At 30.9% G+C, this 24,775-nt stretch carries 38 protein-coding genes; 8 read left to right on the top strand and 30 right to left on the bottom strand.

The window, feature by feature from the left end; translation table 11 throughout:
* Positions 1–117 precede the first annotated feature (117 nt).
* The 4 genes from V7S50_RS12410 to V7S50_RS12425 all read right to left on the bottom strand — a co-directional run bounded on the left by V7S50_RS12410 (position 118) and on the right by V7S50_RS12425 (position 2,631).
* Positions 118–1,173: a hypothetical protein gene (locus V7S50_RS12410; RefSeq protein WP_098297322.1), complete on the bottom strand. Its 1,056-nt coding sequence runs from the start codon at positions 1,171–1,173 to the stop codon at positions 118–120.
* Between the two features lie 254 nt (positions 1,174–1,427).
* Positions 1,428–1,643: a hypothetical protein gene (locus tag V7S50_RS12415; protein WP_098297321.1), complete on the bottom strand. Its 216-nt coding sequence runs from the start codon at positions 1,641–1,643 to the stop codon at positions 1,428–1,430.
* Positions 1,644–1,788: 145 nt separating this feature from the next.
* Positions 1,789–2,130 carry a hypothetical protein gene (locus V7S50_RS12420; RefSeq protein WP_242298185.1) on the bottom strand — a complete coding sequence of 114 codons (342 nt, stop codon included), beginning with the start codon at positions 2,128–2,130 and terminating at the stop codon, positions 1,789–1,791.
* A 12-nt stretch (positions 2,131–2,142) separates the two neighbouring features.
* Entirely contained in the window at positions 2,143–2,631 is a 489-nt protein-coding gene (locus V7S50_RS12425; protein ID WP_061662246.1) for a hypothetical protein, read from the bottom strand.
* Between the two features lie 158 nt (positions 2,632–2,789).
* Here V7S50_RS12425 and V7S50_RS12430 point away from each other — a divergent pair, with 158 nt between their 5' ends.
* Positions 2,790–3,761, top strand: coding sequence for a cell wall hydrolase (locus V7S50_RS12430; RefSeq protein ID WP_336376272.1), 972 nt, complete (start codon positions 2,790–2,792; stop codon positions 3,759–3,761).
* A 97-nt stretch (positions 3,762–3,858) separates the two neighbouring features.
* On the opposite strand, the gene V7S50_RS12435 is transcribed toward V7S50_RS12430, so the two are convergent.
* A complete protein-coding gene (locus V7S50_RS12435) occupies positions 3,859–4,416 on the bottom strand; it encodes a hypothetical protein (protein WP_336376271.1) in 558 nt (185 codons plus the stop codon).
* 179 nt (positions 4,417–4,595) lie between these two features.
* Here V7S50_RS12435 and V7S50_RS12440 point away from each other — a divergent pair, with 179 nt between their 5' ends.
* Positions 4,596–5,612 (top strand): endonuclease, encoded by a 1,017-nt coding sequence (locus V7S50_RS12440; RefSeq protein ID WP_336376270.1) that lies wholly within the window; start codon positions 4,596–4,598, stop codon positions 5,610–5,612.
* A 53-nt stretch (positions 5,613–5,665) separates the two neighbouring features.
* Here the strand turns inward: V7S50_RS12440 and nrdI are convergent, their stop codons facing one another.
* A complete protein-coding gene (gene nrdI, locus V7S50_RS12445) occupies positions 5,666–6,043 on the bottom strand; it encodes a class Ib ribonucleoside-diphosphate reductase assembly flavoprotein NrdI (RefSeq protein WP_336376269.1) in 378 nt (125 codons plus the stop codon).
* A 278-nt stretch (positions 6,044–6,321) separates the two neighbouring features.
* On the opposite strand from nrdI, the gene V7S50_RS12450 reads away from it, so the two are divergent.
* Positions 6,322–6,645, top strand: coding sequence for a hypothetical protein (locus V7S50_RS12450; RefSeq protein ID WP_336376268.1), 324 nt, complete (start codon positions 6,322–6,324; stop codon positions 6,643–6,645).
* A gap of 63 nt (positions 6,646–6,708) precedes the next feature.
* Here the strand turns inward: V7S50_RS12450 and V7S50_RS12455 are convergent, their stop codons facing one another.
* Positions 6,709–7,014, bottom strand: coding sequence for a hypothetical protein (locus V7S50_RS12455; RefSeq protein WP_336376267.1), 306 nt, complete (start codon positions 7,012–7,014; stop codon positions 6,709–6,711).
* Between the two features lie 263 nt (positions 7,015–7,277).
* Positions 7,278–7,844 carry a hypothetical protein gene (locus tag V7S50_RS12460; protein ID WP_336376266.1) on the bottom strand — a complete coding sequence of 189 codons (567 nt, stop codon included), beginning with the start codon at positions 7,842–7,844 and terminating at the stop codon, positions 7,278–7,280.
* 103 nt (positions 7,845–7,947) lie between these two features.
* Here V7S50_RS12460 and V7S50_RS12465 point away from each other — a divergent pair, with 103 nt between their 5' ends.
* The 3 genes from V7S50_RS12465 to V7S50_RS12475 all read left to right on the top strand — a co-directional run bounded on the left by V7S50_RS12465 (position 7,948) and on the right by V7S50_RS12475 (position 9,687).
* A complete protein-coding gene (locus V7S50_RS12465; RefSeq protein ID WP_336376265.1) occupies positions 7,948–8,511 on the top strand; it encodes a hypothetical protein in 564 nt (187 codons plus the stop codon).
* Between the two features lie 18 nt (positions 8,512–8,529).
* The gene (locus V7S50_RS12470; RefSeq protein ID WP_336376264.1) at positions 8,530–9,069 is read left to right on the top strand and encodes a hypothetical protein; all 540 of its coding nucleotides are present in this window, start codon (positions 8,530–8,532) and stop codon (positions 9,067–9,069) included.
* A 117-nt stretch (positions 9,070–9,186) separates the two neighbouring features.
* The gene (locus V7S50_RS12475; protein ID WP_336376263.1) at positions 9,187–9,687 is read left to right on the top strand and encodes a GNAT family N-acetyltransferase; all 501 of its coding nucleotides are present in this window, start codon (positions 9,187–9,189) and stop codon (positions 9,685–9,687) included.
* A gap of 52 nt (positions 9,688–9,739) precedes the next feature.
* On the opposite strand, the gene V7S50_RS12480 is transcribed toward V7S50_RS12475, so the two are convergent.
* From V7S50_RS12480 to V7S50_RS12565, 18 genes are all read right to left on the bottom strand, one after another.
* A complete protein-coding gene (locus V7S50_RS12480) occupies positions 9,740–9,982 on the bottom strand; it encodes a hypothetical protein (protein WP_283747790.1) in 243 nt (80 codons plus the stop codon).
* A 72-nt stretch (positions 9,983–10,054) separates the two neighbouring features.
* Entirely contained in the window at positions 10,055–10,636 is a 582-nt protein-coding gene (locus V7S50_RS12485) for a hypothetical protein (RefSeq protein ID WP_336376262.1), read from the bottom strand.
* A 70-nt stretch (positions 10,637–10,706) separates the two neighbouring features.
* Positions 10,707–10,886 carry a hypothetical protein gene (locus V7S50_RS12490; protein ID WP_336376261.1) on the bottom strand — a complete coding sequence of 60 codons (180 nt, stop codon included), beginning with the start codon at positions 10,884–10,886 and terminating at the stop codon, positions 10,707–10,709.
* 629 nt (positions 10,887–11,515) lie between these two features.
* A complete protein-coding gene (locus V7S50_RS12495) occupies positions 11,516–11,815 on the bottom strand; it encodes a hypothetical protein (RefSeq protein ID WP_336584301.1) in 300 nt (99 codons plus the stop codon).
* Between the two features lie 14 nt (positions 11,816–11,829).
* Positions 11,830–12,909, bottom strand: coding sequence for a DHH family phosphoesterase (locus V7S50_RS12500; RefSeq protein WP_336376259.1), 1,080 nt, complete (start codon positions 12,907–12,909; stop codon positions 11,830–11,832).
* 96 nt (positions 12,910–13,005) lie between these two features.
* Complete coding sequence (locus V7S50_RS12505; RefSeq protein ID WP_336376258.1) at positions 13,006–14,340, bottom strand: DUF2726 domain-containing protein; 1,335 nt, start codon at positions 14,338–14,340, stop codon at positions 13,006–13,008.
* Positions 14,341–14,347: 7 nt separating this feature from the next.
* On the bottom strand, positions 14,348–14,584 hold the full coding sequence (locus tag V7S50_RS12510) for a hypothetical protein (protein ID WP_336376257.1): 237 nt from the start codon (positions 14,582–14,584) through the stop codon (positions 14,348–14,350).
* 13 nt (positions 14,585–14,597) lie between these two features.
* Positions 14,598–14,915 carry a hypothetical protein gene (locus V7S50_RS12515; protein ID WP_001214850.1) on the bottom strand — a complete coding sequence of 106 codons (318 nt, stop codon included), beginning with the start codon at positions 14,913–14,915 and terminating at the stop codon, positions 14,598–14,600.
* A gap of 112 nt (positions 14,916–15,027) precedes the next feature.
* The gene (locus V7S50_RS12520; RefSeq protein WP_336376256.1) at positions 15,028–15,267 is read right to left on the bottom strand and encodes a hypothetical protein; all 240 of its coding nucleotides are present in this window, start codon (positions 15,265–15,267) and stop codon (positions 15,028–15,030) included.
* A 21-nt stretch (positions 15,268–15,288) separates the two neighbouring features.
* Entirely contained in the window at positions 15,289–15,717 is a 429-nt protein-coding gene (locus V7S50_RS12525) for a hypothetical protein (protein WP_336376255.1), read from the bottom strand.
* Positions 15,718–15,734: 17 nt separating this feature from the next.
* On the bottom strand, positions 15,735–16,160 hold the full coding sequence (locus V7S50_RS12530; protein WP_336376254.1) for a hypothetical protein: 426 nt from the start codon (positions 16,158–16,160) through the stop codon (positions 15,735–15,737).
* A 25-nt stretch (positions 16,161–16,185) separates the two neighbouring features.
* Entirely contained in the window at positions 16,186–16,404 is a 219-nt protein-coding gene (locus V7S50_RS12535; protein WP_336376253.1) for a hypothetical protein, read from the bottom strand.
* A gap of 14 nt (positions 16,405–16,418) precedes the next feature.
* Entirely contained in the window at positions 16,419–16,670 is a 252-nt protein-coding gene (locus tag V7S50_RS12540) for a hypothetical protein (protein WP_098368530.1), read from the bottom strand.
* Between the two features lie 16 nt (positions 16,671–16,686).
* The gene (locus tag V7S50_RS12545) at positions 16,687–17,223 is read right to left on the bottom strand and encodes a hypothetical protein (protein ID WP_336376252.1); all 537 of its coding nucleotides are present in this window, start codon (positions 17,221–17,223) and stop codon (positions 16,687–16,689) included.
* 162 nt (positions 17,224–17,385) lie between these two features.
* Positions 17,386–17,598 (bottom strand): hypothetical protein, encoded by a 213-nt coding sequence (locus tag V7S50_RS12550; protein WP_336376251.1) that lies wholly within the window; start codon positions 17,596–17,598, stop codon positions 17,386–17,388.
* A 1-nt stretch (position 17,599) separates the two neighbouring features.
* Positions 17,600–18,007 carry a hypothetical protein gene (locus V7S50_RS12555; RefSeq protein ID WP_086877700.1) on the bottom strand — a complete coding sequence of 136 codons (408 nt, stop codon included), beginning with the start codon at positions 18,005–18,007 and terminating at the stop codon, positions 17,600–17,602.
* Between the two features lie 25 nt (positions 18,008–18,032).
* The gene (locus V7S50_RS12560; RefSeq protein ID WP_001041490.1) at positions 18,033–18,215 is read right to left on the bottom strand and encodes a hypothetical protein; all 183 of its coding nucleotides are present in this window, start codon (positions 18,213–18,215) and stop codon (positions 18,033–18,035) included.
* Positions 18,216–18,260: 45 nt separating this feature from the next.
* Complete coding sequence (locus V7S50_RS12565) at positions 18,261–18,599, bottom strand: seryl-tRNA synthetase (protein WP_098349644.1); 339 nt, start codon at positions 18,597–18,599, stop codon at positions 18,261–18,263.
* A 177-nt stretch (positions 18,600–18,776) separates the two neighbouring features.
* Here V7S50_RS12565 and V7S50_RS12570 point away from each other — a divergent pair, with 177 nt between their 5' ends.
* The gene (locus tag V7S50_RS12570) at positions 18,777–18,962 is read left to right on the top strand and encodes a hypothetical protein (RefSeq protein WP_098349643.1); all 186 of its coding nucleotides are present in this window, start codon (positions 18,777–18,779) and stop codon (positions 18,960–18,962) included.
* A gap of 81 nt (positions 18,963–19,043) precedes the next feature.
* Entirely contained in the window at positions 19,044–20,609 is a 1,566-nt protein-coding gene (locus V7S50_RS12575; protein WP_319790966.1) for a hypothetical protein, read from the top strand.
* 111 nt (positions 20,610–20,720) lie between these two features.
* On the opposite strand, the gene V7S50_RS12580 is transcribed toward V7S50_RS12575, so the two are convergent.
* From V7S50_RS12580 to V7S50_RS12595, 4 genes are all read right to left on the bottom strand, one after another.
* A complete protein-coding gene (locus tag V7S50_RS12580; protein ID WP_336376250.1) occupies positions 20,721–21,053 on the bottom strand; it encodes a hypothetical protein in 333 nt (110 codons plus the stop codon).
* 165 nt (positions 21,054–21,218) lie between these two features.
* The gene (locus V7S50_RS12585; RefSeq protein WP_336376249.1) at positions 21,219–22,670 is read right to left on the bottom strand and encodes an HD domain-containing protein; all 1,452 of its coding nucleotides are present in this window, start codon (positions 22,668–22,670) and stop codon (positions 21,219–21,221) included.
* A 101-nt stretch (positions 22,671–22,771) separates the two neighbouring features.
* Positions 22,772–22,966 carry a hypothetical protein gene (locus V7S50_RS12590; RefSeq protein ID WP_000611380.1) on the bottom strand — a complete coding sequence of 65 codons (195 nt, stop codon included), beginning with the start codon at positions 22,964–22,966 and terminating at the stop codon, positions 22,772–22,774.
* Positions 22,967–23,260: 294 nt separating this feature from the next.
* A complete protein-coding gene (locus V7S50_RS12595) occupies positions 23,261–24,709 on the bottom strand; it encodes a CHC2 zinc finger domain-containing protein (protein WP_336376248.1) in 1,449 nt (482 codons plus the stop codon).
* Between the last annotated feature and the right edge of the window lie 66 nt (positions 24,710–24,775).

The following is a 24,775-nucleotide window of genomic DNA, read 5'->3' on the forward strand; positions in this document are numbered from 1 at the left end:
CTTTTCCAATCTGAAAATTTATTTAACTCATTATAGAAAAGTTGAGTGATTTTATTCGTTTAATTAGTGACAACAAAAAAGACCTTGACAGATGTCAAAGTCTTTTTCCCTATATTCTTACATGCTCATTGCTTCTTTGGTTTGTTGACTAAATGTACTACATAAAATCTCCAATTCCTCTTCAGATAAGATACTCTTCTTCATGTCGATTTCATTTGTAACACCAATTTCATAAGCGTATCCATAAATTTTAGCTAACAAAATCTCCCCTGCTTCCGAAAGGTCTGATTGAGGTGTACCAGATAAAGTGTACATATCATTCGCAATCTCATCTACAAAAGCATTTTTAAATAAATTCTTTTTCTTAATTTGATATGAATTATTTTTAATACTGTTTAATGTTGTTTTTGTTACACGATGATTCTCTTCGTAAACACATAATGAACGGTTTACAACTTGGAATGCATCATTTAATACATTACCCATAATTTCATATACACTTCTTACACTTTCTTGACGAAGACTTTCTCTTACTTCTTCTGCCACATCATCATCAAATAAGTTTACATTCGCCATAACAGGAAATGCTTTTAAGCTTGTTCGTAAATAAAAGCTTTCAGCGTATTTATCCTCTGATGGAATGCGACTCATAATACTTCTTTTAATGCCTTCTTTATTTAAAGCTCCCATTTGTTCCAAACTACTTTCTAATGATTCTTCAAAGATTTTAATCAATTGAATCCAGTTAGCTAAGATATTGTCTCTCACTTCAAAATACTCAACTCTTGCTTCCTTGACGTATTTTGAAAAATCTTTATATATTTCAATTGGTAAATATTCATTATCATAACCAATTGCCATACTTGCTTTCATTTTTCTCACTTTTGCTTCAATGCTTCTTAGCTTTTTCTCATAATCGTTTGGAATGAAATTCAATCTTCCGTTTCGAATATAATTCTTAAAGAAAGAACCCAACTCTTCAGATTGACTTACATCTACCCCAAATAATCCAGGTGTAACTTCTACATAGTTACGTAAACGTCCCACATGAACTTTTACTAAAACACCTTGTTTCTGTAAATATTCATCTACATTTTCTACAGTTACATTTACTCCATCATCTTGTAATCCTTGTAAAATCTCTTCTGTTTGTACTGTGTTAACTGTTTTCATTATGTACACTCCTTTTTAATTTTAAATACCTGTTTGATGATTAAACCAAAGTTATGAAGATAACTTCATTCTAACTCTCAAAAATAAAAATGTCAAATTTTAACATCTTGGTATTAGTTCAAGTTATTAAAGTACCTGTTTTTTTATATTCCCTTTATATTAATTAAATTTCATAGGAGATATTCAATGAATTATTACTTTTGGCAAATAAAAAAAGCCCGCATTTTCGCTGACTTTACTTTCATCTTATATAATTAAGTGCTGTTCATATTCGTGTTATTTGTTATGCGTTTTTCTTTAAATGTCAGATATTCCATTCTGAAAATAAATAAAAAAAATGCTAATCCATAACATTCTATGACTACGTTTTCTCGTTTTGTAAATAAATCAAATGTAATAATTGTAATTCCTGTTAGGGGATACAACATAGGAACTACTTCTGAAAATTTTATCGTTCTTTTTCTTTTCATGAAGTCTCCCCCTTTCGGTTGTTATAACAATACATTGAGCAGGAGCGTCAGAACCATTTTGACGTTCCGTTCATTCGCTCCTGGCACCTTGTTTGTCATGACCCTATATCATATACATTTCATTATACTTATATTCAATTTTTCATTAATGAAACAGTTCTACCACTTTATCTTTTGCTTTTGTCATTACATTTTCACCAGTTTCAGTTGTTTTATCTGCAATGTGTTGTGTATCAACAATTTTATTTTCTTCTCGTTTCTTATCAAATTCCGTTGCAAATGTGTTTACTTCACGCGAGGAGTCTTCGGTTAAAAGCTCAGATAACCCTAATTTTTCATTCAAGTCTTTTGGTCCCCAAACAAATCCTGCTCCAAATAAAATAACAATCGCCATAGCGACTAAAGCTAACTTCGCAAATTCTTTCACGACAAACCCAATTATGGCAAGTACGGCAATTATAATGATGAATACAATAATCATGTTCATAGTATCACCTCCTTACTTGCTTTCTGTGTACATTTCGTCTTTTTGATATAAAGATAAGAAGCCCTTAATATCCTGCATGATTTCATCATGTCTCTCAGCATATTTTTTTGGAGGTTTTAATTCGCAAATCCTTTCATAACTCACTTCGACTTTTCTTATATTTAAATCAAATTCTCTTTTCTTTTCCTCTGTTGATAAATTATTTTGACGTACTTGTCCCATTCCACTTAATGCACAGTGAGAAATGGATACTAAATTATTCAAATACTCCTCGTTGCTTTCTTTTTCATATTCATCTGAAAAGAATCGTATAATGGCAAAATATGTTGGTGGTTTTTTATCAAAAAATAAATTAAATAAAACCACTAAATAAAATACGATGCCAAATCGGAATAACTTCTCGTACAAAGGAATTGCCCCTTGAAAGGCTAAGAACATAAAAAAGAATGATAATACATAAATAGCGTGTTTAAAGCATTGCATAATAAACTGTTTTTTCATGAAGTCACCCCAATCTTTATTTTTTATACATATTAATGTACTGCATTTTAGCCCAAAACATTCCGCATAGTAGAACCAACTTTACGTTGACTATTGTCAATGAAATACATATCCTTAAAGTATGGATATTTTTAATTCATAGAAAGGAGATGGTAATAATGAAATTACAAAAAAGATGGTTATTATGTGGTCTATTTTCACTATGTACACTCCCTCATATCGTTCATGCAGAATCAAAAGAACCAATTAATCATGAATCTGTAAAAAAAGAACCCATAAATAATGTAGAGAAAACATTTACGCAAAAACATACTTCTATAGAAGGTTGCGAGATTAGTGATGAAGGTAAAGATATTATCGAGGATTATATGGTTAAAAAATATATGCCTATCGAGGGTTGTGAGGTGGTAAAGCCTCTTCCTGTTGAATGTGATATTAATCATGAAAAACCTGAACCACCACCACCTGAACCTGCTCCAGAAGTGCAACAAACTGAACCACAACCAGTACAACAACCCGAAGATACCACTCAAGGAACCGATAATGTAGAGGTTCCAAAGCCTGAACAACATATTGAAGAGCAAAAAGAAAATCAAAATGTTGAAAAAATTGATAAAAAAGTAGTTCAAGAGAAAAAACAAGTTCAAAAAACACAAGCTGTAGAGCAAGAACAAATCTCTGAAACTCAACTAAAAGAAAAAGAAGTTTCAAAGACTACTATTATTAATAAAGGCGCTTCTATCGAGATGACGGAAGACGAACGTTATTGGTTAGAAAAGTTAGTAGAAGCTGAAGCGGCCGATGAGCCATATGAAGGAAAAATAGCTGTTGCAACAACTATTGCATATCGAGTAGACGATAAAACAGAGTTTCCTGATACAGTGATGGAAGTCATTAAAGCTCCTAAACAGTATTCTCCTTGGATGGATGGTGCTATTTACAAACGAACGCCAAGTGAAGAAACAAAACGTGCAGTAGCAGAAGTATTCGACAAAGGTGTAAGGAATTTACCTGAAGGTACTGTATACTTCTATGACCCACGATACGCTCCTCATAACTGGATGGAACGTACAAGAGCATATGTAACGACAATTGGCAATCATGTCTTTTGTTCTATACATGCAAAATAAGGGATGAAAACCTGAACGCAAAACAAAAAAGGCTCGCAATAAGCGAATGCCTTTTTTATTTACATATTATATATTTAAAATTTTAATTCCAATTTTTCTATGCAATAAGCTTTTTTTCTTGCATATTAACAATCTCTAAAACCTCTGGATTCTTATGACAAATATACACGTCTCCCTGTGTCTTACTATAATATTTAATTATCTTATTCAGATTTTTTATTACAACATCTTCAATTTGTCGTTGAATACAATCAGATTCATATGTAATTCTGTCTTCAAAATCTGAAAAGAAAGATTCATTGCTATCTAATCGCAAATTCAACTCTTTATACAACTTTCTTACAGATGCTTCACCTTCTAAAATTTCCAAAATCACATCATCTACATCCATATAATCAGCTAAATTGATTCTAACCTCTTTTTCTACCTTATCTAATAAATTCTGTATTTCCTCTTTTGATGTACTATCAAAAACATCTTCTTCCTTTATGGCAACTGAATAAACAAAATCCCCATAATGACTTGCTACTGAAAAGTTTTCAGTCATATAAATACCATAGCCTTCTGTTAGCTCACATTCTTTATATACCGCTAATTCCTTACTGATTTTAAATTCATCAAATACACGATTTGAACAATGAAATAAAGTTACCATAAAATAAACATCTCCTGTTTTATCAAATTTTTAAAATACCTGTTTTGTATAATCTCTGTATTCTATGTATTTGAATTAGGAGTTATAATGCATTATGATTAATCTCAGATAATGTGATGATTTTATTGTGTAGTTATATGAATAAAGTTAATTAGTGATGTATACCAGGAGTTGAAAGTATGACAAAAAAGGATATAACGGCTGAATTAATCTATATATGGAAAGAAGAATACGAAGCAGGAGCATCCTTTCGGAAAATTGGTGAAAAACATGGTGTGTCGAAAGCAACTGTAGGAAAGCATCTGACTGGTGTCGTTACATTTAGAGAAAAGGCTCCTCATAAGAAATATGCCGATGAATGGTATGAACTTTATTTATCAGGATGGAGCAAATCTGCTATTGCCAAAAAATACAACGTTTCGGCTGTATCTGTTGGCAAAATCCTACGTACTGAAAAAGGAGTAGAGATGCAAGGTCGGAAAAAAGAGTTGATGCATTTACTACCTACTTTTAAATCTTTATATGAAGAAGGATATGACTTGACTTATATTAGCGATAAGACAGGTGTATCCAGACAAGCCATATTGAATTACTTAAATGACGCAGGAGTTGAAATTCGCTCATATAGTGAATCCTCTCGAAAATATGAAGTCGATGAAGAGTTTTTTGAAGAAATTGACTCAGCTTATAAAGCTTATATATTAGGGTTGGTATTTAGTTCTGGAAACTTACTGGAGCACTACAAATCTTATTCCTTATCCATGGTTGTAAAAAAAGATAGAGTCTCGATATTAGAAGAAATATTTCAGGCTTTGACAAACAAAAAGACAGAAGAATTGCTTTATGTCTCCGCAGATAATTGTTATAAAGATAGAATTTGTTCTTTAAAATTGTATAATTCTCTTAAAAAATTAGGGTTAAATTTTAGAAGTGACATGACATTTCCTGCTCTTGAAGAAAAATATTTAGAACATTTTCTAAAAGGTTACCTAAAAGGTTCTTCGAGCTTTGCATCCAAACGGGGATATTTGACTATTAATTCTGAGCCCTTTTTTTATGAATCGTTAGTGAATTCCATTTCATCTATAATAGATATAGATAAGAAATATCTTCGAAAACACAAATACTCAACTGCCAGTATTACCGTTTATCAGAAAGAGTCCGTAGAGAAAATTAAGAATTTCATTAATAGCTAATTGTTCAATATAAAAAAGACTTCTTCTCCTAAAAAGAGAATGAAGTCTTTTTCTTAAACCGCTTCTTGTAAAACGTCATGAGATATTTCTCTTACTTTTGTTTTGAACATCTCTACGTCATTATTTGTACCTGACATTTCAAATTTCATCAATACAGGAATCCCATATTGTTTTGAAATCTTATCTGCACTTGCTCCGAACATATCTCCCCAATTTCGATTGCCACTCGCTACTACTCCTACTAAACTCTTACTGTTTTTCTTCAAAAAGGCTGATACCTCTTCTGGAACTGCACCAAAACCAGTTGTGTAAGTGATAAGTACATATTTTTCATTAACAAGTAATCCGTCACTAATTTGCACAGTTTCTAACCCTGTCTTTCCTACAAATCTTTTTACATTTCCAGTTTTTGAAGCATACACTATTAACATTTTAATCTCCCCTTTATCATTTGATACGTACATATATACCTAATTTATAAATTCTTCTTATTCTACTTTTCTTTCTCATTTATTATCATATTTAGCAAGAATATTCCCCACAGCAACAAGGTGAGAGCTGAATTATTTTGATATCACATCTAATAATCGTATAATACATACATAAATATATATAAAGTTTAGGAATATAAAATATACGGATTATATAAGATATATAGATTATATAAAACAGGTATTTATTAAAATTATTTTTAAAGGAGCGCTTTATAATGAATAATTTATTCGTAAAAATGGAAGCTATCGTAAAAATGGTAATGAAGTCTCATATGGATGATTTTGAGGTTCATGATAAACAAAGATTAACAAAGGCTTACGAAAAAGAAGAACATGAATTCTACTGGATGTGTTCAATGTGTGCAACACATATCATTGCAGATGAAGATGTTAGTTGGTTAGAGGCAGTTCTTTATCAATACCGTGAAAAACTTAAATCAAGTAAAGGTTTCCTATTCAAGATTGACACAAAAGCAGGAACAATTAAAAAGATAAACTGGCGTAAAAGACCAGAGTTACTAAAAATGATGGAGATGTAATCTTTATCATTCACTACGAAAAGCAGGTCATGAAATTAAATCACAACCTGCTTTTTTCATGCTTTATTCTGATTTTGACATTCTAATACCTTCAATCAATAGGACGATTGCTGTCATTAGGTGTAATAGCCAACCTAAGAATGGAATGGCTCCTAAAACAGATGCAATAATACCTACCACATTACCCCCAATCGAACCTTCTTCCTTTTTACACATAACGATTGTTGCAATATGTAAAAGCAAAGCAATAAATAGTGGTATCCATAAGAAGCTCAAGATAAACGTTCCACCTACAATCGGAATAGCAAAAAAGGCTTCTACTCCAAATGTAACCCACTTCAATGTTGTTACAACAGGTGATTTCCTCATAGTATCCCTTCCCTTCTATAATGTTTTCTTTTTATTATAGAAATAACATAAGAGTTTATAATAAAACCTATATCTTATACCCTCGAATACAAGAGTTGTAGCCACCATATAGCTATAACGTTTCAAGTTTTCAATAGTACCTGTCACAATTTAGCTATAGGGTTTCATAAAAGTAGAGGTATCTTTGCCGAAGTAAGAAATAACATTAATGCTTGTTAAGTAGAAATCAACAGTTTATCGGTATTCTATCAATAGAATTATATTCATTCTTTAACCCCATTCAATAAACTTGCTTCATACATCTTGATATTTCGCTTGTGAAACTCCGCTTTATCTAAACAAGCTTGATATAACGCTTGTTCTTTCTCTAATTTCATGCGAACAACACTTGCATTGGCTTGGTTATGCATTGCAACATTATCAATCTGTAAAATCTCAAATTCTTCTAAACTTCCCGTTTCTTTTTCATATGAAAATTTTAGAGCTTTAAAAAAATGTAGTAAATTTACAAATCTATTTGGTGTTGGTTTTTCATCTAATCTTTTCAATAGTTTCATAAATGTTTTCTTTTTATTTTTAGAAGTAATCACATAAGAAAGCAATTCAATAAACGGCTGTTCAGCGACTCCTACCTCCATCCAATTATTATCTCTTGAATCCTCTGTTCCCACTAATACATACAGTGTAGAGGGAGCAATAAATGGGAATTTATTTGGTCTTCTCTTATATTCTGCATTTGCCTTATAAGCAGTTGTCGTATATCCACGTTTACTTAATTCAAAGACTGACTTTCTAAACACCTGATAAAAATACCGTCCTAATTCTTTCATCGTATTTCCCTACCTTTTATCTTCTGTTTTTTAATCCATTATGTATTCAATCTGAATTATATGATATTATATTAACTATAGTCAATAAAAATAAAGGAGGATTATGATACATCTAAAAAAAGTGATGGTATACGCTTGTTCAATTGGTACATTACTTGCTCTGAACGGATGTGATTCTATCTCCACCGAGATAGATAACAAGCCACCCGTTGAAGAGAAAAAGGATATTACATATCAAAAATTTGAAAACATTTCAGCGACTATGACAAAAGCTATTTTGAATAGTATTGCTATAGGAGATACCAAAGAAATTCCAGATGTGAGAAATGCTTCAGTAATTGTAAATTCAGATGGCACAAAAACATACGCATTCTTAGTTCCTTATGATTTTACGGGAGAAGCGAAAGAAACAGATAAAGCAGAAGGCAAGCATTACACAGAGTTAACAGTAAATGATTACAATGCATTCATTGATATTATTGTTTCAACAGAAGAAAATACAAGAAAGCTTGTAATTAAAAGAATAGAAGAGTCTCGATATTTTGTTCAATATCTGGTTCCTGAAAAAGATGAGAAGCTACTCACTGCTACGCAAACACTTAAATATAAAGTTTCAAATGGGAAAGTATCAACTACCCATGCTATTAACACGTATCCATTAATTTAATAAAGGAGAATTTATACGATGAAAAGAAAATCCTTATTTTTAGCCATTTCAGCTCTATCCTTGTTACTCATTAGCGGGTGTGGAAATGACAGTGACTTATCTAAAGATGCAGAAAAAGAAATAAGCAATTATACAAAGTACGACAAGATGACTCGTGAGTTAACTCATAAAGTTTTAGACACAATCCCTAAAGGGAAAGAGCGAACTTATACAGACATCCCACATTCTTATATCATTTCGGATAATCAAGGTGACAGAACTTATCAATTCTTAGTACCATACGAATTGAAAAATGATACTAAGATTACAGATAATGACAAAATGAAACATTATGGTTATCTTACTTTTCCTGAAGACCGTTATTATATTGATATTAGTAGTTCTCCAGATGTCAAAGAAAAACAGCTCATTATTAAACACTTAGAAAATGGGGACTTTTCTATTCGATATATTCTTCCAGAAAACATTCAACCTCAGGTAGCGTTTAGTGAAAGTAATACCATTGAATATCGCAGTGGCAAAAATTCAACAGGCACTATCACCCATACAGAATTATAACAATAGACAGACTCTTTTTTTGGGTCTGTCTTTTATATTTCCTTTTTGAAATACATATGATTTATAGAGTTTATAAAACAGGTAATCAATTAGATTCTATAAAAAGGAGATACTATCATGGCTTATGTATTTAACCATAATTTTCATTCATTTACTAATGGAAAACTTTCATTAAAACCTTTAAATTTAGATTTTGAATTTGATAAAGAGGTTTTTCAGTTTATACAAAAAAGGATTATGGAAGATGTTTCAAACAAAAACATTTCAATCATTTATTTAAATAATAAATTTATTGGCTTCTTACAGTTAAAACAATTTAATTCCAAGTCGTTTCAACAAGATTATGGAGAAGATGACATGCCGTTTGATTTATCGTTCTTTCATGAGGAAGAAAACACTGTAGTCATCGAAAATTTATTTTTGGCAAACAAACATCAAGGAAAAGGTATAGGAAATATTATCGTTCAGTTTTTAAAAGGTGTATTTGCAAGCAAAACACTATTACTCTACTCTTTATCTGAAGCAGAATCATTCTGGATGAGAATGGGATTTAAAGAGAATGATGATGACTATGTATATTCATGGAACCACTCTCATGAATTAAAACAAATTGCATAAACACAAGAAAGAGCAGACATTTTATCTGCTCTTTTATATATAATCAAAGATACTATTTATAGATTACATCCTTACCCTTTTGAGTTAAAATCGCCCCAAAATAAGGAAGACGTTCTGCCCCATTATATGTAATTCCTGTTATCTTACTCAGTTCATTCATATTGTCTACAATCGTTAACAATTCACTATCTACCTTTTGTACTTCTCTTAGGTCTTTAGCAAGGAAAAAATCAAATATTGTTGCTCCACCATCTATTTCTCTTAATGCTTGTACATGATTTGCCTGTAGTTCCATATAGTCCAACCTCTTTCCATTTTTATTTATAAAAAAAGTGCGAAACTAATATTCACACTTTTTACTATCCTATTAGTTAGTTTTTAATACAGGAATCCCATCAAGATTAGATTCTTTTAATCTATTCCACACTTCAATAAATTCCGGTTCATAAACAAAACCATCTCGACTATTTCTAACTACAACATTCTGTAATTTAAATTCATCTAACACTCCATTTTCATCATAAATACAATCATCACCAGGCTCCATCGAACCAAAATTATAAGATGATGCTTCATTAATTGTTAAAACCCCTTCTTTGAAATCAAAAGAGCTTTCTTTCACATCACTAAACGCCATTCCTTCAGGGTCTTCTTTTGATAACCATAAAGTTTTTAATTCTCTTTCTTTACGACCACCATCTAACTTCACAGAATGGGCCAATTGTATTTTTACAAGGAAAACTCGTTTATTTTCTGTTTTGGTTTGAAACCATTTTCCTTCAATTACACTTTGCAGAAACCCCTGTTTATCAGCCTGTTCTATCATACCCTTAATTTGCTTATATCCTGCTTCAACGTCCTCTCTTTGTTCATCTGAAAGGTCACAGTCCAAATAATGTTCAAAGACATAATCCAATATATATGATAATTCTTTATTCTCTTTTTTCATATTATAAAACCCCTTTTTATTCATTTCTATTCTCTTATTATACCAATAATAAAATCACATTAAATATCTATTATTTTAGTTTCTGTAATAGGTTTATCCTCATCAAAACATCATCATACGAAACGATTCGTTCTTCCTTATTTTCTGATATAAAATGAAATCCAGGATTATCAGAATTGATTTCTACATCCATCCCCATTTCTTTAGCAGTTGCAATAACTTTCTCTACATCAAACATTTTATTTTTCATTTTATAACCCCCCTTTTTAAATAATTGATTTGCAATACCTCTTTTTTAATCATTTCTTTATTTTAGATTGCTAATGAATAAGCTATAACTACTCAGGAATAAATGAAAAACTCACTGAATTATAGTGAGTTTTTCATTCGTTTGAATTATTTTTTATCCTCTGCTACATTTCAAAAATTCCAATAAAGATTCTTCTGGAAGAATAACATAAAGTTTCCCTAAAAATAAAGTAAATAATCCATTCCGAAAATTTCACCTTAAAATAACATTTAGTTCTATAAAAATAGTTTTAAGGTGACCGCCGTAACATGCACATATTTCAATAACACATAGTTAAAATAAACTCCTTTAAAATCCCACTAATCCCTTCGAATTGGTCTTTTAAATAACAATTAGTTTGTTATAAAATTTTAAAAAACAGATTTGATATGTATCCCACGATAATCGTAATAACATTTAGTTAAACCCTAATTTGAGCGATACATTTTGATAGATTATAATAACACAAAGTTATATAGGCTAATGCTTCTTAATCCATGATTGGATTTGTCATAGTCATTTTAATAACAATTAGTCAAAAAATCATAAATCATTGCATAAATACACTCGGACAATGAATTTACTTTTGTTTAATCAGATGAAAATTCTACATTTTCTTTGACCCGCTGACACTCCTTTTCCCAATGAATTAAGGATTCTTTTAAAAGGCTTAATTCTTTATCCAGTAGTGTAGAAATCTCAATCCGCATTATTCTTTGTAGAAAATTTCTTCTCACTACCTTCAAAAAACGTTCATTATCGACTCCCAATACAAAATACTCTATATGTGCAGTGTCAGTATCAATAATGTTTAAATTTGAAATCCACCATATACCTAAACATTCTCTATCCTCTATAGATAAATATATCTTATTTTTCAAAAAATACATTAGAATTCTACCCTTTATGCTAATAAAGGGTAGTTATCTCTTTTTTGTGTCTCTCCAAATAACATATCAATAAATGTGTTTATTAGATATTTATCAATTGGAGAACCTGCTGATTGTGGGTGTCCACCACCACGGAATACATAGGCAATATCATTTCCAATATGAATATCATCCTTCACCCCTCGATAACTAATTGTTCGAGATGGATTAATAATAATGATGAAATCCAAATCAGGTCTTCTTTCAGCTAAAACATTTCCTAATTCAGAATGATACTGTTCTGCAAAAATAACTCCTGCTGTATGACCCAAGATATTCTTTTCAATGATTGTTTGTTCTTTTCCTCTAATATAATTCTCAATTCGTTTCTCTTCAATTTGAATAATTGTTAACTCCGATTGATTAAATGTATATTCTGTCTTTAATTTTTCCAACACCATCGCCTCAAAATCTGTACGACCATATAAATAAAGTAATGCATTCCATCTATTCGGTTCAATATCGTCATACACTTTATGCCATTCCCAAGTGTCATATCTTCGAACAGATTCAACAAATTTCTTAACAGCCTTTAGATTAGCATTGAACTTTACATTTTGAGACATGAAGTATTCAAACAACAATGAGGTAGCAGATGTCTTAGCGTCCATTCTTTCATCTACAGGTGTAGAAAAGCTCGTTTTAGATGTCTCTGATTCAATCAATGCCCATTCATATTCAAGAATCCATGGTCGCTTCTCTGTTGCATGATGGTCAATATAAATGACAATGATGTCCTTATTCTTATGTAACTTATCTAACGCCTTACAGTTTTCCTCACTAATAAAAATATCTGTGATAAGAACAACATCATATTTCTTATAAGAGCCATTGGTGATAAACCTCTGAACTTCCTCATCTACTCGCTTATAATCTAAATAACGAACGTTCCTGTTCTTAAATGCTAATTTTGTTAAAATGCCACAACCAACCCCATCATAGTCATTATGAGAAAAGTGTTTTACTCGTAGTTCTTTTAATAAATGAAATGGTAAATCTGCTAACACATTAAATGGCAAATTTGCTGACACATTAACTGGTAATTTTACTAACATATGAAATCTCTCCTAAATTTATTATTTATTTATGTACAAGTATCTTAGCAATATCTTCTCACTTTCATTTACTATAGTCAATATAAAGTATGGAAATTATGCTATTTTTTCCGCTTCTCTGATAAAAGGTATAAATAAGTCAGATAAAATTTCATCAATATCCTCTATATCCCAAAATGGTATTCTAAACATTTTAATCCCATTTACCTTACAATAATTATTTTTTATCTCATCTCGTTTTTGCAAAGTTTCAAAAGCTTTTTTCCCACCAAAAATAGAGACTGGCGTAATATGTTGTTGCCCGTCATATTCAATTACGGCCACAAGATTATTATTACTGAAAATACCAAAGTCAAATCTCAAGTCTCTTTTGTATCTACACCCTTGTGCAATATATTGAGATTTATAAACGATATTATGCTCTTGTAAGAATTTTTCTATTTCTTTTTCACCTTTACTTGCTCTACATTTCGGGCATCTTCTACCTGCAAAAAAATTATGTGGTGTACTGTCCCATATATGACCACATTCATTATGTTTTAAAGACACATGAGTTTTGAAATCAATATATATACCTATAACGGTGTATTTGTCGCCTTCTAAACGATAAATATCACATACAAACTCTGCGTGTGTTTTCCGTTTTTTGATATTAGCTTTTTTAGATGAACAGTTAGAACAACGACACCCTTTTGAAAAATTATTAGGTGCAATTTCAACTATTTCACCACATTTTCTGTGCAACATTCTTATTTTTGTCTTATTGTTTATATACTCACCAACAACTATATATTCATCACCAACTGCTTGATTTACTTTCTTTTTAAAATCTTTTATCCCTTTTTGTTTAGAATTGCATTCTGGACATCTGCTATTATTCGTTAAAAAGTTCTTAGGTGTGACTAACCACTCATTACCACATGTAGTGTGTTGCATTAATATTTTCTCTCTATTATTTTTATAAGTTCCTAAAACTTTGTATTCATTTTTAACATTTTCATAGACTTCTTTTATGAAATCGGCATGTGTTTTTTTGTATCTTTTGATTCTTTTACTATTACAAGTTGTACATCCTTTACATTTTTTTAAATTCAAAGGTGTAAATGCCCACTCCCTGCCACAAACCAAATGTTTCATTTGTACTTTCGTGCGGTTATTAATATATTCTCCAATAACAATATACTCATCACCCCACTGATTTGAAACATCTTTTTGGAATTGTTCTTTTGTCTTTCTACCTTTTCCACAGTGAGAACATTTACTCCTATGCAAAAATTGATACGGAAACACATCCCATTCATGATTGCAAAGTAAGTGTTTTATTCTTATTCTTTCTTTACTTCCCCTATAGGTTCCTATAACAACATAATCATTCCCTACAAAGGTTTTAACCTCTTCAACGAATTCTTCATGTGTCTTTTTCTTTGTCATACGTAACTCATTCTTTCTTACACCATGCTTTCTCTTTATCTACTGGAATCACTTCAGAATAATCAACATCCATTTGTAGAGATTGATGATTCCCCCGTAAGTCTATAGCACCTGAAGAAGCTAATCTCTCTTCGTAACAGTGAGAGCAGAATGAGTTCGCTCTATATGTTCTATCATTTGTATTCATTTCTCTACCACAAAACTTACAATTGAACCGCTTCTCCTTGAATGTTGTTATCTTCATAACTTTCACCTCTTTAATTCTCTTCTTCTTGTTTCCACGGAAACCCAACTATATCTTCTGGAACCCCCCATTTTTTATAATGCGAATGAAGTTTCCTTAGATGCAAACTTACTTTTTTTTGAATTCTCTCTGTAAATATTTGAGAAGAAAATGGATTTCGTAGCAAATAAAAATGATGTGACTTATCTTCTTTATTGAAGACATTACATGTTTTTAAAAGAACCCTATAGATAAGTCCATAGGGCTCAAAGCTAACTTCTACTCCATACTCTTCTTTTTTATCAAAATAAAAAACAGAGTGATAAATTGTATTTTTCTTATTCCCTCTCATGATTCTTTGCTCCTTTTATATACATAAAGAAAGCTACTGTTCTTATTATTCATCTCGTAGAAGTTTCTATTTAATCGTTTTTAGAAAAAGCATCTTTCTCTTCTTAGTTTGTTTAGTCCTCCATAAAATTAAATTTTTCGAAATATTTGTGGGAGTTATCAATTTCCTCCGTTGGAACATCATCTTTATTAATATTTAAGGCCAGTAGATATCCTTCTATCTTAAAATCAATTTTGTCATGATAATAATCTCCTGTTAACAGGACTGTTTCTGTATCAACATCAAACAAAGCCTTCTCATCATCTTTAAAATATTTATTTGTATAAATTACAAGATTTTTCACTTTATTCATCACCCTACTCCCTCCAATATACTACTGACAAAACTCAATCCCATATTCAATGCCTTTCTTTTCTTTATCTTCCCATGCGGAGACATCTACATTTTTCGTTTTCAATGCACATAAACACAAAGCCAATTGCCAAACAGTTGCTTCTGCTGTCCACTTCTGTCCACCTTCTCTATCCTCAACTATTTCAACAATGGTATGATGTTCCCTAATCCTGTATGTATTTACCATGTATCCCATACCTAATAGCATGGATGCGAATTTTATACCATCACCTTCATTAGAGGCAGGACCCCAGAAGTTTGTAGGCTCCATCTTGTCACCTTTTTTATCTACCCAAAACTCTGCATAATAAGGAAGTCCTTGGTCATTGTTAGGAACTGTTCTTTTTGTCCAATTTAAACAACGTTCCACAACCAATGCATTTACATGTTTATATTGTCCTTGTTCCATGAATTCTCACTCCATTTTTATAATGTTTCCGTTCGATTTCTAAAGACTAATTCACATGTATCAGCATCAATTACTTCGAGTCGTAATTGCGGTGTGCTCCATGCATTTGTATAATCTGTAAAATACTCTGTTACACACTCTAATCGAGAAAGTGTTGTCCCTGAATTCAACCAAAACTTCCCGTTTTTCTTTTTTCGAACATCACGAACATGTTCAATCAATGCGTCTTCATTATGCTCAAGAGAATTTACAAACTTCAGCATTTGTTCAATATCACGTAAAGATTCTTCTTTCGTTGCATATTCATCAACTTCATGTAATTTCATAAATAGTTCTTCTGCCTCTTGTACTTCTACCTTCTTTAATTCCAGGTCTTTTTTTATACCTTCAAAATCAGCAACAACTGTAAGAGGTACCTCGTTAATAACCATTTCAATATTCATATCGTTACAACCACCTTTACTATTTTTATAAATGATATTCTTCCTTTAATTCTCTTAAGGATTGAAGCATCATGGAGAATGTTTCGTTCATTCGAGAAGGCTCATTTTTCAGTAATATACTAAGCTCCTCTTTAATCTCCTGTAATTTCCCATGATATCTTTCTTCATTATTCAGAACATCCTTTTCAAATTTTTCAGGATTATATTCATATTTACTCGAACCCATATTTGACGAATTTTTCATAATTTACAAACCTTCTATTTATTTAGTTGCTTAATAGTTTCTTTTACTTTCTCCCAAAGAGAATGAATATCATCTGACTCTTCGAATGAAACTACACCTTGTCTTTCTAAGAATTCCTTCATTTTTTTCGGTGTACAAGATTTGGAAACTTGCTTATCCATAGATTCTGGATTTCTATAATTCCTATGACCCATAAATTTAATAGCAAACCATGCATAATCATAAGAATCTAATTCATGTAGTTGTTCAATCGTAATGTTTTTCATAGTACATCCTCTTCCTTTATGCAATTCTTTTGATTTGTTCCCATTTGTTTTTATCACTCTCTATATTTGAGATTAGTTTCTCAATGATTTCTTTCTGCATTTTTACAGAAACAAAGTCCGTTGCATTCATTAAATTTCCTTTATCAAACAGAATTTTCATCTCTGCTAATTTGTTTTTTAATTCTTTTAATGTCATAGAGTCCAATTCTGATTCATCAGAAATATAAGGACGAATCAGCTCACTTGAAGAAAAGAGAGATTCAATTTTATCTTCTTGTTCATCAGTCAAATCCTCTTTTGGCTCTATATACCAGAGTCCATCTGCTTGCCACACGGACAACAAACTAACTTCCCAAGCACCAAATTCATTTTGTTTATTTAGACAACCATTCAAAACGGTATATTTCACACCATCTTTTTCAGAAATACAAACGAAACCATCCTTCATTAATTCGAATGCAATCATAAAAGGAAATCGTTTTAAATCAGGACTATTTAGCAATTTCTTTTTTACTTCTACAAATTTCTTACCAATTAATGAATCGTATAACATTTCTATCCCTCACATTCTTATTTACTATAGTCAATTATATAACTTACTTTATACTATAGTCAATTTTATTTTCATAGAAAATAGACCATATGAAAACAATGGTCTATTTTTATACACAACTATAAGGCTTTTGATTTTGAATGTGCAGGAAAATTATTCTCATTAGAAATGTATTATGCTCTTAATCCATTCAATAAGATGAATAGCTCCATAAACAACAATGCAGGGCACTATGAATGTAAAAAAGAAAATAATTAGGAATTGAATTGCCTCTTCATACTTATTCCAAAACTTGTTCGGATTTTCTTTTTGTTTCTTTCTTTTTTGATGTACTTTATGTATTTCCTTTAGCGTTTTTTTTAGTTTTCCATCCACTTTACCCCTCCTTGACTATCTTTTTTATTTTCACTGGCTTGTACATCTCCACATCTTCTTTTTTTACCTGCTCTGTGTCAAAATACACGATGTATTCACCGTCATCTGTCTTCACATTTCCTGACAAATCTTTATTTATCCAAGAACTTGAATAAGACTCACCTAACACCTTTCCCCCTCTATCAGAAAGTATAAACTTTTTCTTTTCTGTATTTAGTTCTTTAGCTATTAAATCCTCTGATATTTCAGCGTTCTTATGGGATTGCTCATGCTTATATTCAATCTTTTTATTCTCTTCGTCTAACAATTTCGTTAAAAAAAGATACCCAACTATAACTGAAGCAAAAACTATCATACACGCGAAAAATATCATTCCTGCTTCCACTGTATCATTTGAGTTCCTCACCATTTATCCATTCCTCCATATAAAAATTCTATTCCGTTAACTCTTTCATCTCTCTAACAACATCTACTGACAATGTTGCCAATTCCTCTAACAATGCAGACAGCTCTTCTGGAGACATATCCTTTCGAATTCCATATAGTTCTAATTGGTACTGAATTCGCCTCACTAAGTCTAAATCTCTTTTTTGATTAATAGACATTTGTTTATTCATCTCTAACACCTCTCTTTACAAAAAATGACTACAACTGTAGTCACTCTATTTTTGATTTTGTTGTGATAACTTTTCATATACGAAAAGTTGTGATTTCGCTTCAGATAACTCTTTCTCATACTTTTTGTTTTCAATTTCCATATCTTTCATCTTTTCAACCTGATTAGAAACCGCTGTTTCAGCTTCAAGTTTCAACTTCTTTAATTGTTCCACTTCAGCAATTTGTTTATCTCTTTCAATCTTCGCTAATCGTTGTTCTTCCTCTAATTCATCTTTTAAATCGCTTGCTTTAAATCCCCATATTAAATAGCCAAAAATAAGCCCCATTAATAACGAACCAATACAGCAACCAATCATCACAAAAATAGCAACATTCGGATTCATCTATACCGCCTCCTTTCTTTCAACAGTATACTATTATAGTATTAAATTTATTAACTATAGTCAATTCAATGAGTGCTTAGTAGTTTCCTAAATGATAGAAATATATTCACCCTAAATCTCTGTTTTTTCAGATTTTATCGCATATAATATATAAACAATAAAAGGAGAGGTGATAAAATGAATACATTAAAAAATAAAAAAGGTTATGTTTCAATTGAATCTATGATTATCAGTTCTTTAGTCATTGCATTCTCCATGTTTTTAGTCATCAATTATTCAAGTCATACAAATAACATCACAGATAAAACCACAAAGAATATTGACACTTCTATACATGAATATAAAGTTGTTAGTCCAGAGTAACTAACGACTTTTTTATTTGGTTTGACGAACGTCTCACTTCTTCATACAATGAAATCATGACTATTGCCTGGAGATGATTACATGCACATAAATTTAAATGACGGAACGAACCCCCTATTAAATGATTATTATTATATGCAACGAAATAAACTTGATATTGACTTCATCATGTTTATTGCCTTAGCTTCTGCTCCAAATGCACATTCTCTTATTCATGCAAAATACAAAGAAAATGAATGGGAATATTATCAGGCGTATAAAGAGAGTCCTTATTCAAAAGAACCATTATTAAAGATTTACCTTATTGAAACGGAAGCTGTATTACGAAAACTTATTGGGATTTATGCCTACTGTAAAAATGATAGTAGAAACATTTCTGAAGAAAGAAAGATGGAACCTCTCATAACCATTATTAAAAAGGGATATAGTAGGGCTTATAGATTTGTAAATGAAAGGTCTGAATTTAACCTTCTTGATTACACAGATTATATTATGAAAAAAAGCGGGGGGAATAATCCGTACACTGTTGACTTCATTTATTCTGTTGCCATTTGTATTTACTTGGCATCCGTATGGAAAAAGCGAGCTTTGATACCTGAAGAATTCTTAAGTACATATGATGAAATGCTAAACAGTCCTCATTCTTACCAGTCTAAAAAATTTTTCTTAGCAAAGAATAAAGCAGGTGTAAAAGAATGCATGGAGCAATTTGGAACAACAAAAATAGATGCCAATCAATCCCTATTCCATTGGTTGGCAGTGAACTATCTAAAAAGAATAAGTGAAAAAGAAGGAAAATTTTTACCCGAAAAAGAAGAAGAAATGAACTCTTATTTTATGTTACTGGGTAACTGGATAGAAACATTAGATTTAGACCCTGTAGAAATACAAAATAAAGTTTTCTTATCAAGAGAAGAAATGGAATTAACATTCCAAGAGCTATTAATTGCAGACATTGAAAACGAGAATGTTTCCAATAAATTCGAATTACTGTTACCTGCATACCTCTACATGATGGCTATGGCAAAAATGTATAAAGACCTTAAAAAACTATATTTAGAGGATAAGCAAGAAGAAACGTACCTTGCTAATAAAATAAAAGAGAAAAAATTAAAAGAAAAAGAAGAATCTTTAAAGAAATTAAAGAAAACAACGGAATTCAAATTAAAAGAGGCGAAAGAGCAACGTTTAGCACTGGAAAAACAAGTAAAAGAATTAGATAAACAAAACGCTCGACTGGAGTCAGAGGTTGAAACGTTGTCTAAAGAAAAGAAAGAACTCTCTTCTTTAAGAAGTTTTATTTATGGCATGAATAGTGACATCCCTCAAGATACTATAAAACTTGATGACGTTATCCATTCATTAAAGAAAGTTAAAATAGCTGTGTTTGGTGGTCATCCGAATTGGCAACTAAAAATAAGAGAGTCTTTACCTCACGTTCGAGTAATAGATGTTGATAGTTTAAACAAGAGTATTTCATTTATTAAAAACATGGACTATGTGTTTGTAAATACACATTACTTTAATCATACATTTTACGAGAAAATTATGAAGGAAGTTAACAGGACAAATGCAGAACTTGTCTATTTGAATCGAACAACGAATACAGAAATGACATTGATGGAAATGCACTCTTATATCAAATAAACAAAAGAGACCGTAGTTTGCTACAGTCTCTTTTTTCTGTCGATTCTTGATGTAAGGTTGACATGCATTCCATCTCAACCATAAAATCAGTATGCTCTTCTATTTTTCATTTTATTCATCATCGTCATCCTGATATGGTTCAATTTCTATAATCTTATATGGTGTATTCTCTGACTCTTTCAAATCATACATATCTAAAACTTCATTAATTGTATCAGTTCTTGAAACTAAGACTTTCTTTTGCAAGGAAACACATTCTCCCATAAAGCGATACACACAGTAATCCTTACCACATGTCTTCATGACTCCTTCATCTTCATAGAACTCATCATCTGCAACATACACATACACTTTACTTTTCGTGAAATGAATTAGGAAAGACAATGTTTCTTTATCATCACCATCTTCTTCATACTCATCTACTTCATCGTCTTTAATATTCACTCGTTCTTTCCATTGAACTTGAGAAGTTTCTTGTTTTCTAAAAGGTCACATCTAATCCCACTACTTTCTTTTTTATTGACTTTAGTCAAAAATAACACATCCCCTCTCTCCCTTCAATATCATTTCTGTTCGAGGACATAAAAAAAGAGAGATGAAATATCTCTCTTAACGAATACCTGTTAATAATTGATGGGCTAATGCAACTCTTTCTTTTGATTCTTCTTTTCTTAAATAACTTACATCTAAATCACCAAGTCTAACTCTATCTAAAGCATCACAATCTTTAAAGCATTCATAAAGATTCCAAGCCATTTCTTTATTCTCTTTCAAAATAGATTTAGATTTCTTTAAGTGCTTTTTCGCTAATTTATCATCTTTACAATGATACTCTATAATAAACTTAACAATTTCTATACTTTCATCTGTTAAAAACTCAATATCATAATCCATACGACCTTCCGTTCGTGGTGTAACATAATTCACTCCAATAAACGGAAAACTCCCTTCAATCAGTTCCTCATGCTTTTTTAAACTCCATTCTCCATGTTTTGTACAATGGTCATCATGAGTCCTACCAATATCATGAAAAACAGCTACATTCGCTAAAATTGCTCTTTCTACACTTGATAACTTTAAAGTACGAGCTAAAGATAATACATGAAGTAAAACTCGTTTCACATGTAATGGACCATGTACACTCGATGGGTTGTGATAATATTCGTCCAATACAAAAGTATCTCTATACATAGCGAATTCATCCGTAAATCCTTCATCTTGCATTAAGTTCAATTCTCTCATAACATCAAATTCTTTTTTCTCTGTAACCTCAGTTATGTTCATAACATTAGAGGGGTACACCAGTATTTCAGATTCATTCCTATCTTCTATATAATCAATTACATTTCCCTTTAATACTTCACCTTTATATACACTACCTTTTACTGCAAATCTTCTGGCCACATTAATATCTGTAGTCCAACTCATTGCAGATTCATGAGAAATAGAATATGTCCCTTCTCCTCTATAAACTGTGATGAAATCATTATTACTTAACGAATTCAATTTCAGCATTAAATCTTTCTTAAATGCTTCTGTTTGACAAGAAATCGCCTCATCTATCACTTCTTTTTTTATGACTTTATGACTGTAATCTATATAAGTATATATTTCTCGGAATAGTTCATATCTCTCTTCACAAGGTACTTCTCTATAAATATCATTTAATATATAAGGCTTCAAAAAATCTTCCGTAAAAGCAATTACCTCATAAAAATCTTTTGTTTCATAAGCCTTTTTGACCATATCTTCTTTTACTTTAACTCGTTTATCCATCTCAAACATCTCAAATGCTTGTTTACTTATTTGAAACACAGAAACAAATATGATTCCATCCCAATACCAATATGGATTCGAAATATTATTACAAACATACATGTTTTCAGGATTAATTCCATATTCATCGCAAATTTCAACAACCTCATCAAACAAAGGAACTTTAAATTCAACCATTTCCTGAGCTTTCTCTCTTTCTTCAATAGATTGTATTGTCTTCAATGCGATAAAATCATTTTCAATTCTCGTTGAATTTATACTCTTTCTAAAAGCACCATAACTCATATTAATTAACTCCTTTATACCTGCTGATTTTATTATTATACACTATAAATATCTTTCTAAAGAAACAAGACTATAATAAATTTATAGTCTTGCACATCACTTTAATTCATATGAATATGTGTGTTAATGAAGTAATTAATCCCATTTAATACACAAGGATTAACTGCAACTATTTTACGTAATACGTGAGAACTAATAGTATGACTATATCCTTTCACTCTATCTAAAATCATATCTTTTTCTTCCTTTAGAGTAATTACAATTAGTTCTTTTACTTTCGTATTTACATTAATCAAAATAAAATTCCCCTTTTTAATTGTTTAAATTCTCTTGAAATTGATGGATTTTCAAGAATTGATTGAATACCTGTTGTTTAATACAACCTGCTAAGAAAACTAACCTCCTAAGTTAAAATTCATCATTTACCTGTTTTATATATTCCTCTTATTTTATTAAAATAATGTTATCTATATAACATTTCACAAATCTATAATTTTATATTTAATATGAAATACAATAGAAAATACAAAGTATTTTTATTTTATAAACATAATATTTTAAATAAAAAAAGACCGCATTATATTAGCGGTCTACACAATATCTTTGTATTTGTTGAATTTAGGTAGGACTTCTCTATCAAAGTAAGCTTTTAATAATGGTTTGGGTTTTTCCTTAAAAGCTTTCTTCCCCTCTTTGTCAGTCACCATCTTCACATATTGAGCATAGTAACTGTCAAATTGAGTTTTTTCCATTTTATCAATCATATTCCCTTTATCATTCTCAAGAATATCATCAATCCCTTTTCCTAATTCAGTTGCCCACATACAAACATATATGTTTTTATCAAACTCTTCTTTTAATTTATCTGTCATTTTTTTGAATTGATTATAGACGTTTATGTTATATGACATGTCAGCATCATAAGCAATGCAAATATGTTTAATATCATATCCCGTTCTTTCCTCAATATCTTTGATTTCTTTTTCGATATTTCTCCAGTTACCAATACCTTGAACAGAAATAGCAATACATCCATATGTACTTGCTATCTTTCTTGCTTTGAAGCGTCCTTCTGTAATAAATAATGTTGTATGTTTTATCTTTTCTGGATAAACAACATCTAAAGGAGCCCCTGCACCTGTTCCATTGATGTACATATTACTTCTATCTTCTGCATCTGCAAATGTAGATGAGAACCAAATATAACGTCTGGAACTATCTTTCACTTCATCTAAACGAATTTGAATTCCTGCAATTTGACCTTTTGCATTCTTCATTGGGATACAGATACCTTCTTGTCTTCTATATGCATATATCGGAACTGTAATTTCTCCATCCTTCGTTTGAAAGTCCATCTTACAGTTTTCTGTACAGAAGAAACCTGGGATATCCTTCAAAATTTCTGGCGTATAACCAAACTCTTCATACATTGTATTATAAAAGTTTGTCAAGAAAGCAGAATGTCTTCCAGGGAATGAAAAGTAACCATCTTCTTCAATATCCTTATCCGATAAGCCTCTTCCTTTCAAATAAGCTTTATGTTCTTCCGTTAACTTATCATGTCCTTCACATAAAGAAATCCCTTTGCTAAATACAGAAAACACATTATGAAGAACTTCAATATCCGCTCTTTCTTCTTCATAATCCACTTTATCCATAGATGCAATGTAAGTTTTTCTTACTGTTTCAGCAACATCTACCTCTGCTTTATCACCAAACGCTTCTTTATATTCTTCATTTGTAATCAAACCAAATTCCAGTGCAATTTTAATTGCTGATGCACCAAATGAAATCTTATCATACTTCGCAATAAATTTTACCGAATCTCCTCCTTCATCACAGGAGAAGCATTTGAATATTCCTTTTTTATTACTAATTGAAAAGGAACCTAATTTATTGTCATTATGAAATGGACATTTGGCTTGAAATGAATGTCCACGTCTCACTACATCAATGCGAGTTTCCATCACACTTGAAATAGGAAGTTGTTTCACCTTCGCAATAACTTCTTCAATAAATTCTTCTCTATTCATTTTCATAATAATTACCTCTCCTTAACGTTTCCTGTTTAAATTATGCAAAAGAAAAGAGCAAGGGACATGTCC

The organism is Bacillus sp. CCNWLW194 (assembly GCF_037120585.1).
Classification (GTDB): domain Bacteria; phylum Bacillota; class Bacilli; order Bacillales; family Bacillaceae_G; genus Bacillus_A; species Bacillus_A basilensis.

Bases quoted from the DNA above. Each gene is read 5' to 3' on its own strand.
- V7S50_RS12540 (WP_098368530.1), bottom strand. From the start codon at position 16,670: ATGAAAAACATTACGATTGAACAACTACATGAATTAGATTCTTATGAT.
- V7S50_RS12495 (WP_336584301.1), bottom strand. From the start codon at position 11,815: ATGTATTTTTTGAAAAATAAGATATATTTATCTATAGAGGATAGAGAA.
- V7S50_RS12485 (WP_336376262.1), bottom strand. From the start codon at position 10,636: ATGAAAAAAGAGAATAAAGAATTATCATATATATTGGATTATGTCTTT.
- V7S50_RS12500 (WP_336376259.1), bottom strand. From the start codon at position 12,909: ATGTTAGTAAAATTACCAGTTAATGTGTCAGCAAATTTGCCATTTAAT.
- V7S50_RS12525 (WP_336376255.1), bottom strand. From the start codon at position 15,717: ATGGAACAAGGACAATATAAACATGTAAATGCATTGGTTGTGGAACGT.
- V7S50_RS12415 (WP_098297321.1), bottom strand. From the start codon at position 1,643: ATGAAAAGAAAAAGAACGATAAAATTTTCAGAAGTAGTTCCTATGTTG.
- V7S50_RS12410 (WP_098297322.1), bottom strand. From the start codon at position 1,173: ATGAAAACAGTTAACACAGTACAAACAGAAGAGATTTTACAAGGATTA.
- V7S50_RS12450 (WP_336376268.1), top strand. From the start codon at position 6,322: ATGAATAATTTATTCGTAAAAATGGAAGCTATCGTAAAAATGGTAATG.
- V7S50_RS12430 (WP_336376272.1), top strand. From the start codon at position 2,790: ATGAAATTACAAAAAAGATGGTTATTATGTGGTCTATTTTCACTATGT.
- V7S50_RS12505 (WP_336376258.1), bottom strand. From the start codon at position 14,340: ATGACAAAGAAAAAGACACATGAAGAATTCGTTGAAGAGGTTAAAACC.
- V7S50_RS12440 (WP_336376270.1), top strand. From the start codon at position 4,596: ATGACAAAAAAGGATATAACGGCTGAATTAATCTATATATGGAAAGAA.
- V7S50_RS12535 (WP_336376253.1), bottom strand. From the start codon at position 16,404: ATGAAAAATTCGTCAAATATGGGTTCGAGTAAATATGAATATAATCCT.
- V7S50_RS12565 (WP_098349644.1), bottom strand. From the start codon at position 18,599: ATGAATCCGAATGTTGCTATTTTTGTGATGATTGGTTGCTGTATTGGT.
- V7S50_RS12490 (WP_336376261.1), bottom strand. From the start codon at position 10,886: ATGAAAAATAAAATGTTTGATGTAGAGAAAGTTATTGCAACTGCTAAA.
- V7S50_RS12510 (WP_336376257.1), bottom strand. From the start codon at position 14,584: ATGAAGATAACAACATTCAAGGAGAAGCGGTTCAATTGTAAGTTTTGT.
- nrdI (WP_336376269.1), bottom strand. From the start codon at position 6,043: ATGTTAATAGTGTATGCTTCAAAAACTGGAAATGTAAAAAGATTTGTA.
- V7S50_RS12470 (WP_336376264.1), top strand. From the start codon at position 8,530: ATGAAAAGAAAATCCTTATTTTTAGCCATTTCAGCTCTATCCTTGTTA.
- V7S50_RS12480 (WP_283747790.1), bottom strand. From the start codon at position 9,982: ATGGAACTACAGGCAAATCATGTACAAGCATTAAGAGAAATAGATGGT.
- V7S50_RS12425 (WP_061662246.1), bottom strand. From the start codon at position 2,631: ATGAAAAAACAGTTTATTATGCAATGCTTTAAACACGCTATTTATGTA.
- V7S50_RS12545 (WP_336376252.1), bottom strand. From the start codon at position 17,223: ATGTTATACGATTCATTAATTGGTAAGAAATTTGTAGAAGTAAAAAAG.
- V7S50_RS12595 (WP_336376248.1), bottom strand. From the start codon at position 24,709: ATGAAAATGAATAGAGAAGAATTTATTGAAGAAGTTATTGCGAAGGTG.
- V7S50_RS12585 (WP_336376249.1), bottom strand. From the start codon at position 22,670: ATGAGTTATGGTGCTTTTAGAAAGAGTATAAATTCAACGAGAATTGAA.
- V7S50_RS12520 (WP_336376256.1), bottom strand. From the start codon at position 15,267: ATGAATAAAGTGAAAAATCTTGTAATTTATACAAATAAATATTTTAAA.
- V7S50_RS12530 (WP_336376254.1), bottom strand. From the start codon at position 16,160: ATGAATATTGAAATGGTTATTAACGAGGTACCTCTTACAGTTGTTGCT.
- V7S50_RS12465 (WP_336376265.1), top strand. From the start codon at position 7,948: ATGATACATCTAAAAAAAGTGATGGTATACGCTTGTTCAATTGGTACA.
- V7S50_RS12515 (WP_001214850.1), bottom strand. From the start codon at position 14,915: ATGAGAGGGAATAAGAAAAATACAATTTATCACTCTGTTTTTTATTTT.
- V7S50_RS12455 (WP_336376267.1), bottom strand. From the start codon at position 7,014: ATGAGGAAATCACCTGTTGTAACAACATTGAAGTGGGTTACATTTGGA.
- V7S50_RS12570 (WP_098349643.1), top strand. From the start codon at position 18,777: ATGAATACATTAAAAAATAAAAAAGGTTATGTTTCAATTGAATCTATG.
- V7S50_RS12420 (WP_242298185.1), bottom strand. From the start codon at position 2,130: ATGAACATGATTATTGTATTCATCATTATAATTGCCGTACTTGCCATA.
- V7S50_RS12435 (WP_336376271.1), bottom strand. From the start codon at position 4,416: ATGGTAACTTTATTTCATTGTTCAAATCGTGTATTTGATGAATTTAAA.
- V7S50_RS12475 (WP_336376263.1), top strand. From the start codon at position 9,187: ATGGCTTATGTATTTAACCATAATTTTCATTCATTTACTAATGGAAAA.
- V7S50_RS12560 (WP_001041490.1), bottom strand. From the start codon at position 18,215: ATGAATAAACAAATGTCTATTAATCAAAAAAGAGATTTAGACTTAGTG.
- V7S50_RS12555 (WP_086877700.1), bottom strand. From the start codon at position 18,007: ATGGTGAGGAACTCAAATGATACAGTGGAAGCAGGAATGATATTTTTC.
- V7S50_RS12575 (WP_319790966.1), top strand. From the start codon at position 19,044: ATGCACATAAATTTAAATGACGGAACGAACCCCCTATTAAATGATTAT.
- V7S50_RS12460 (WP_336376266.1), bottom strand. From the start codon at position 7,844: ATGAAAGAATTAGGACGGTATTTTTATCAGGTGTTTAGAAAGTCAGTC.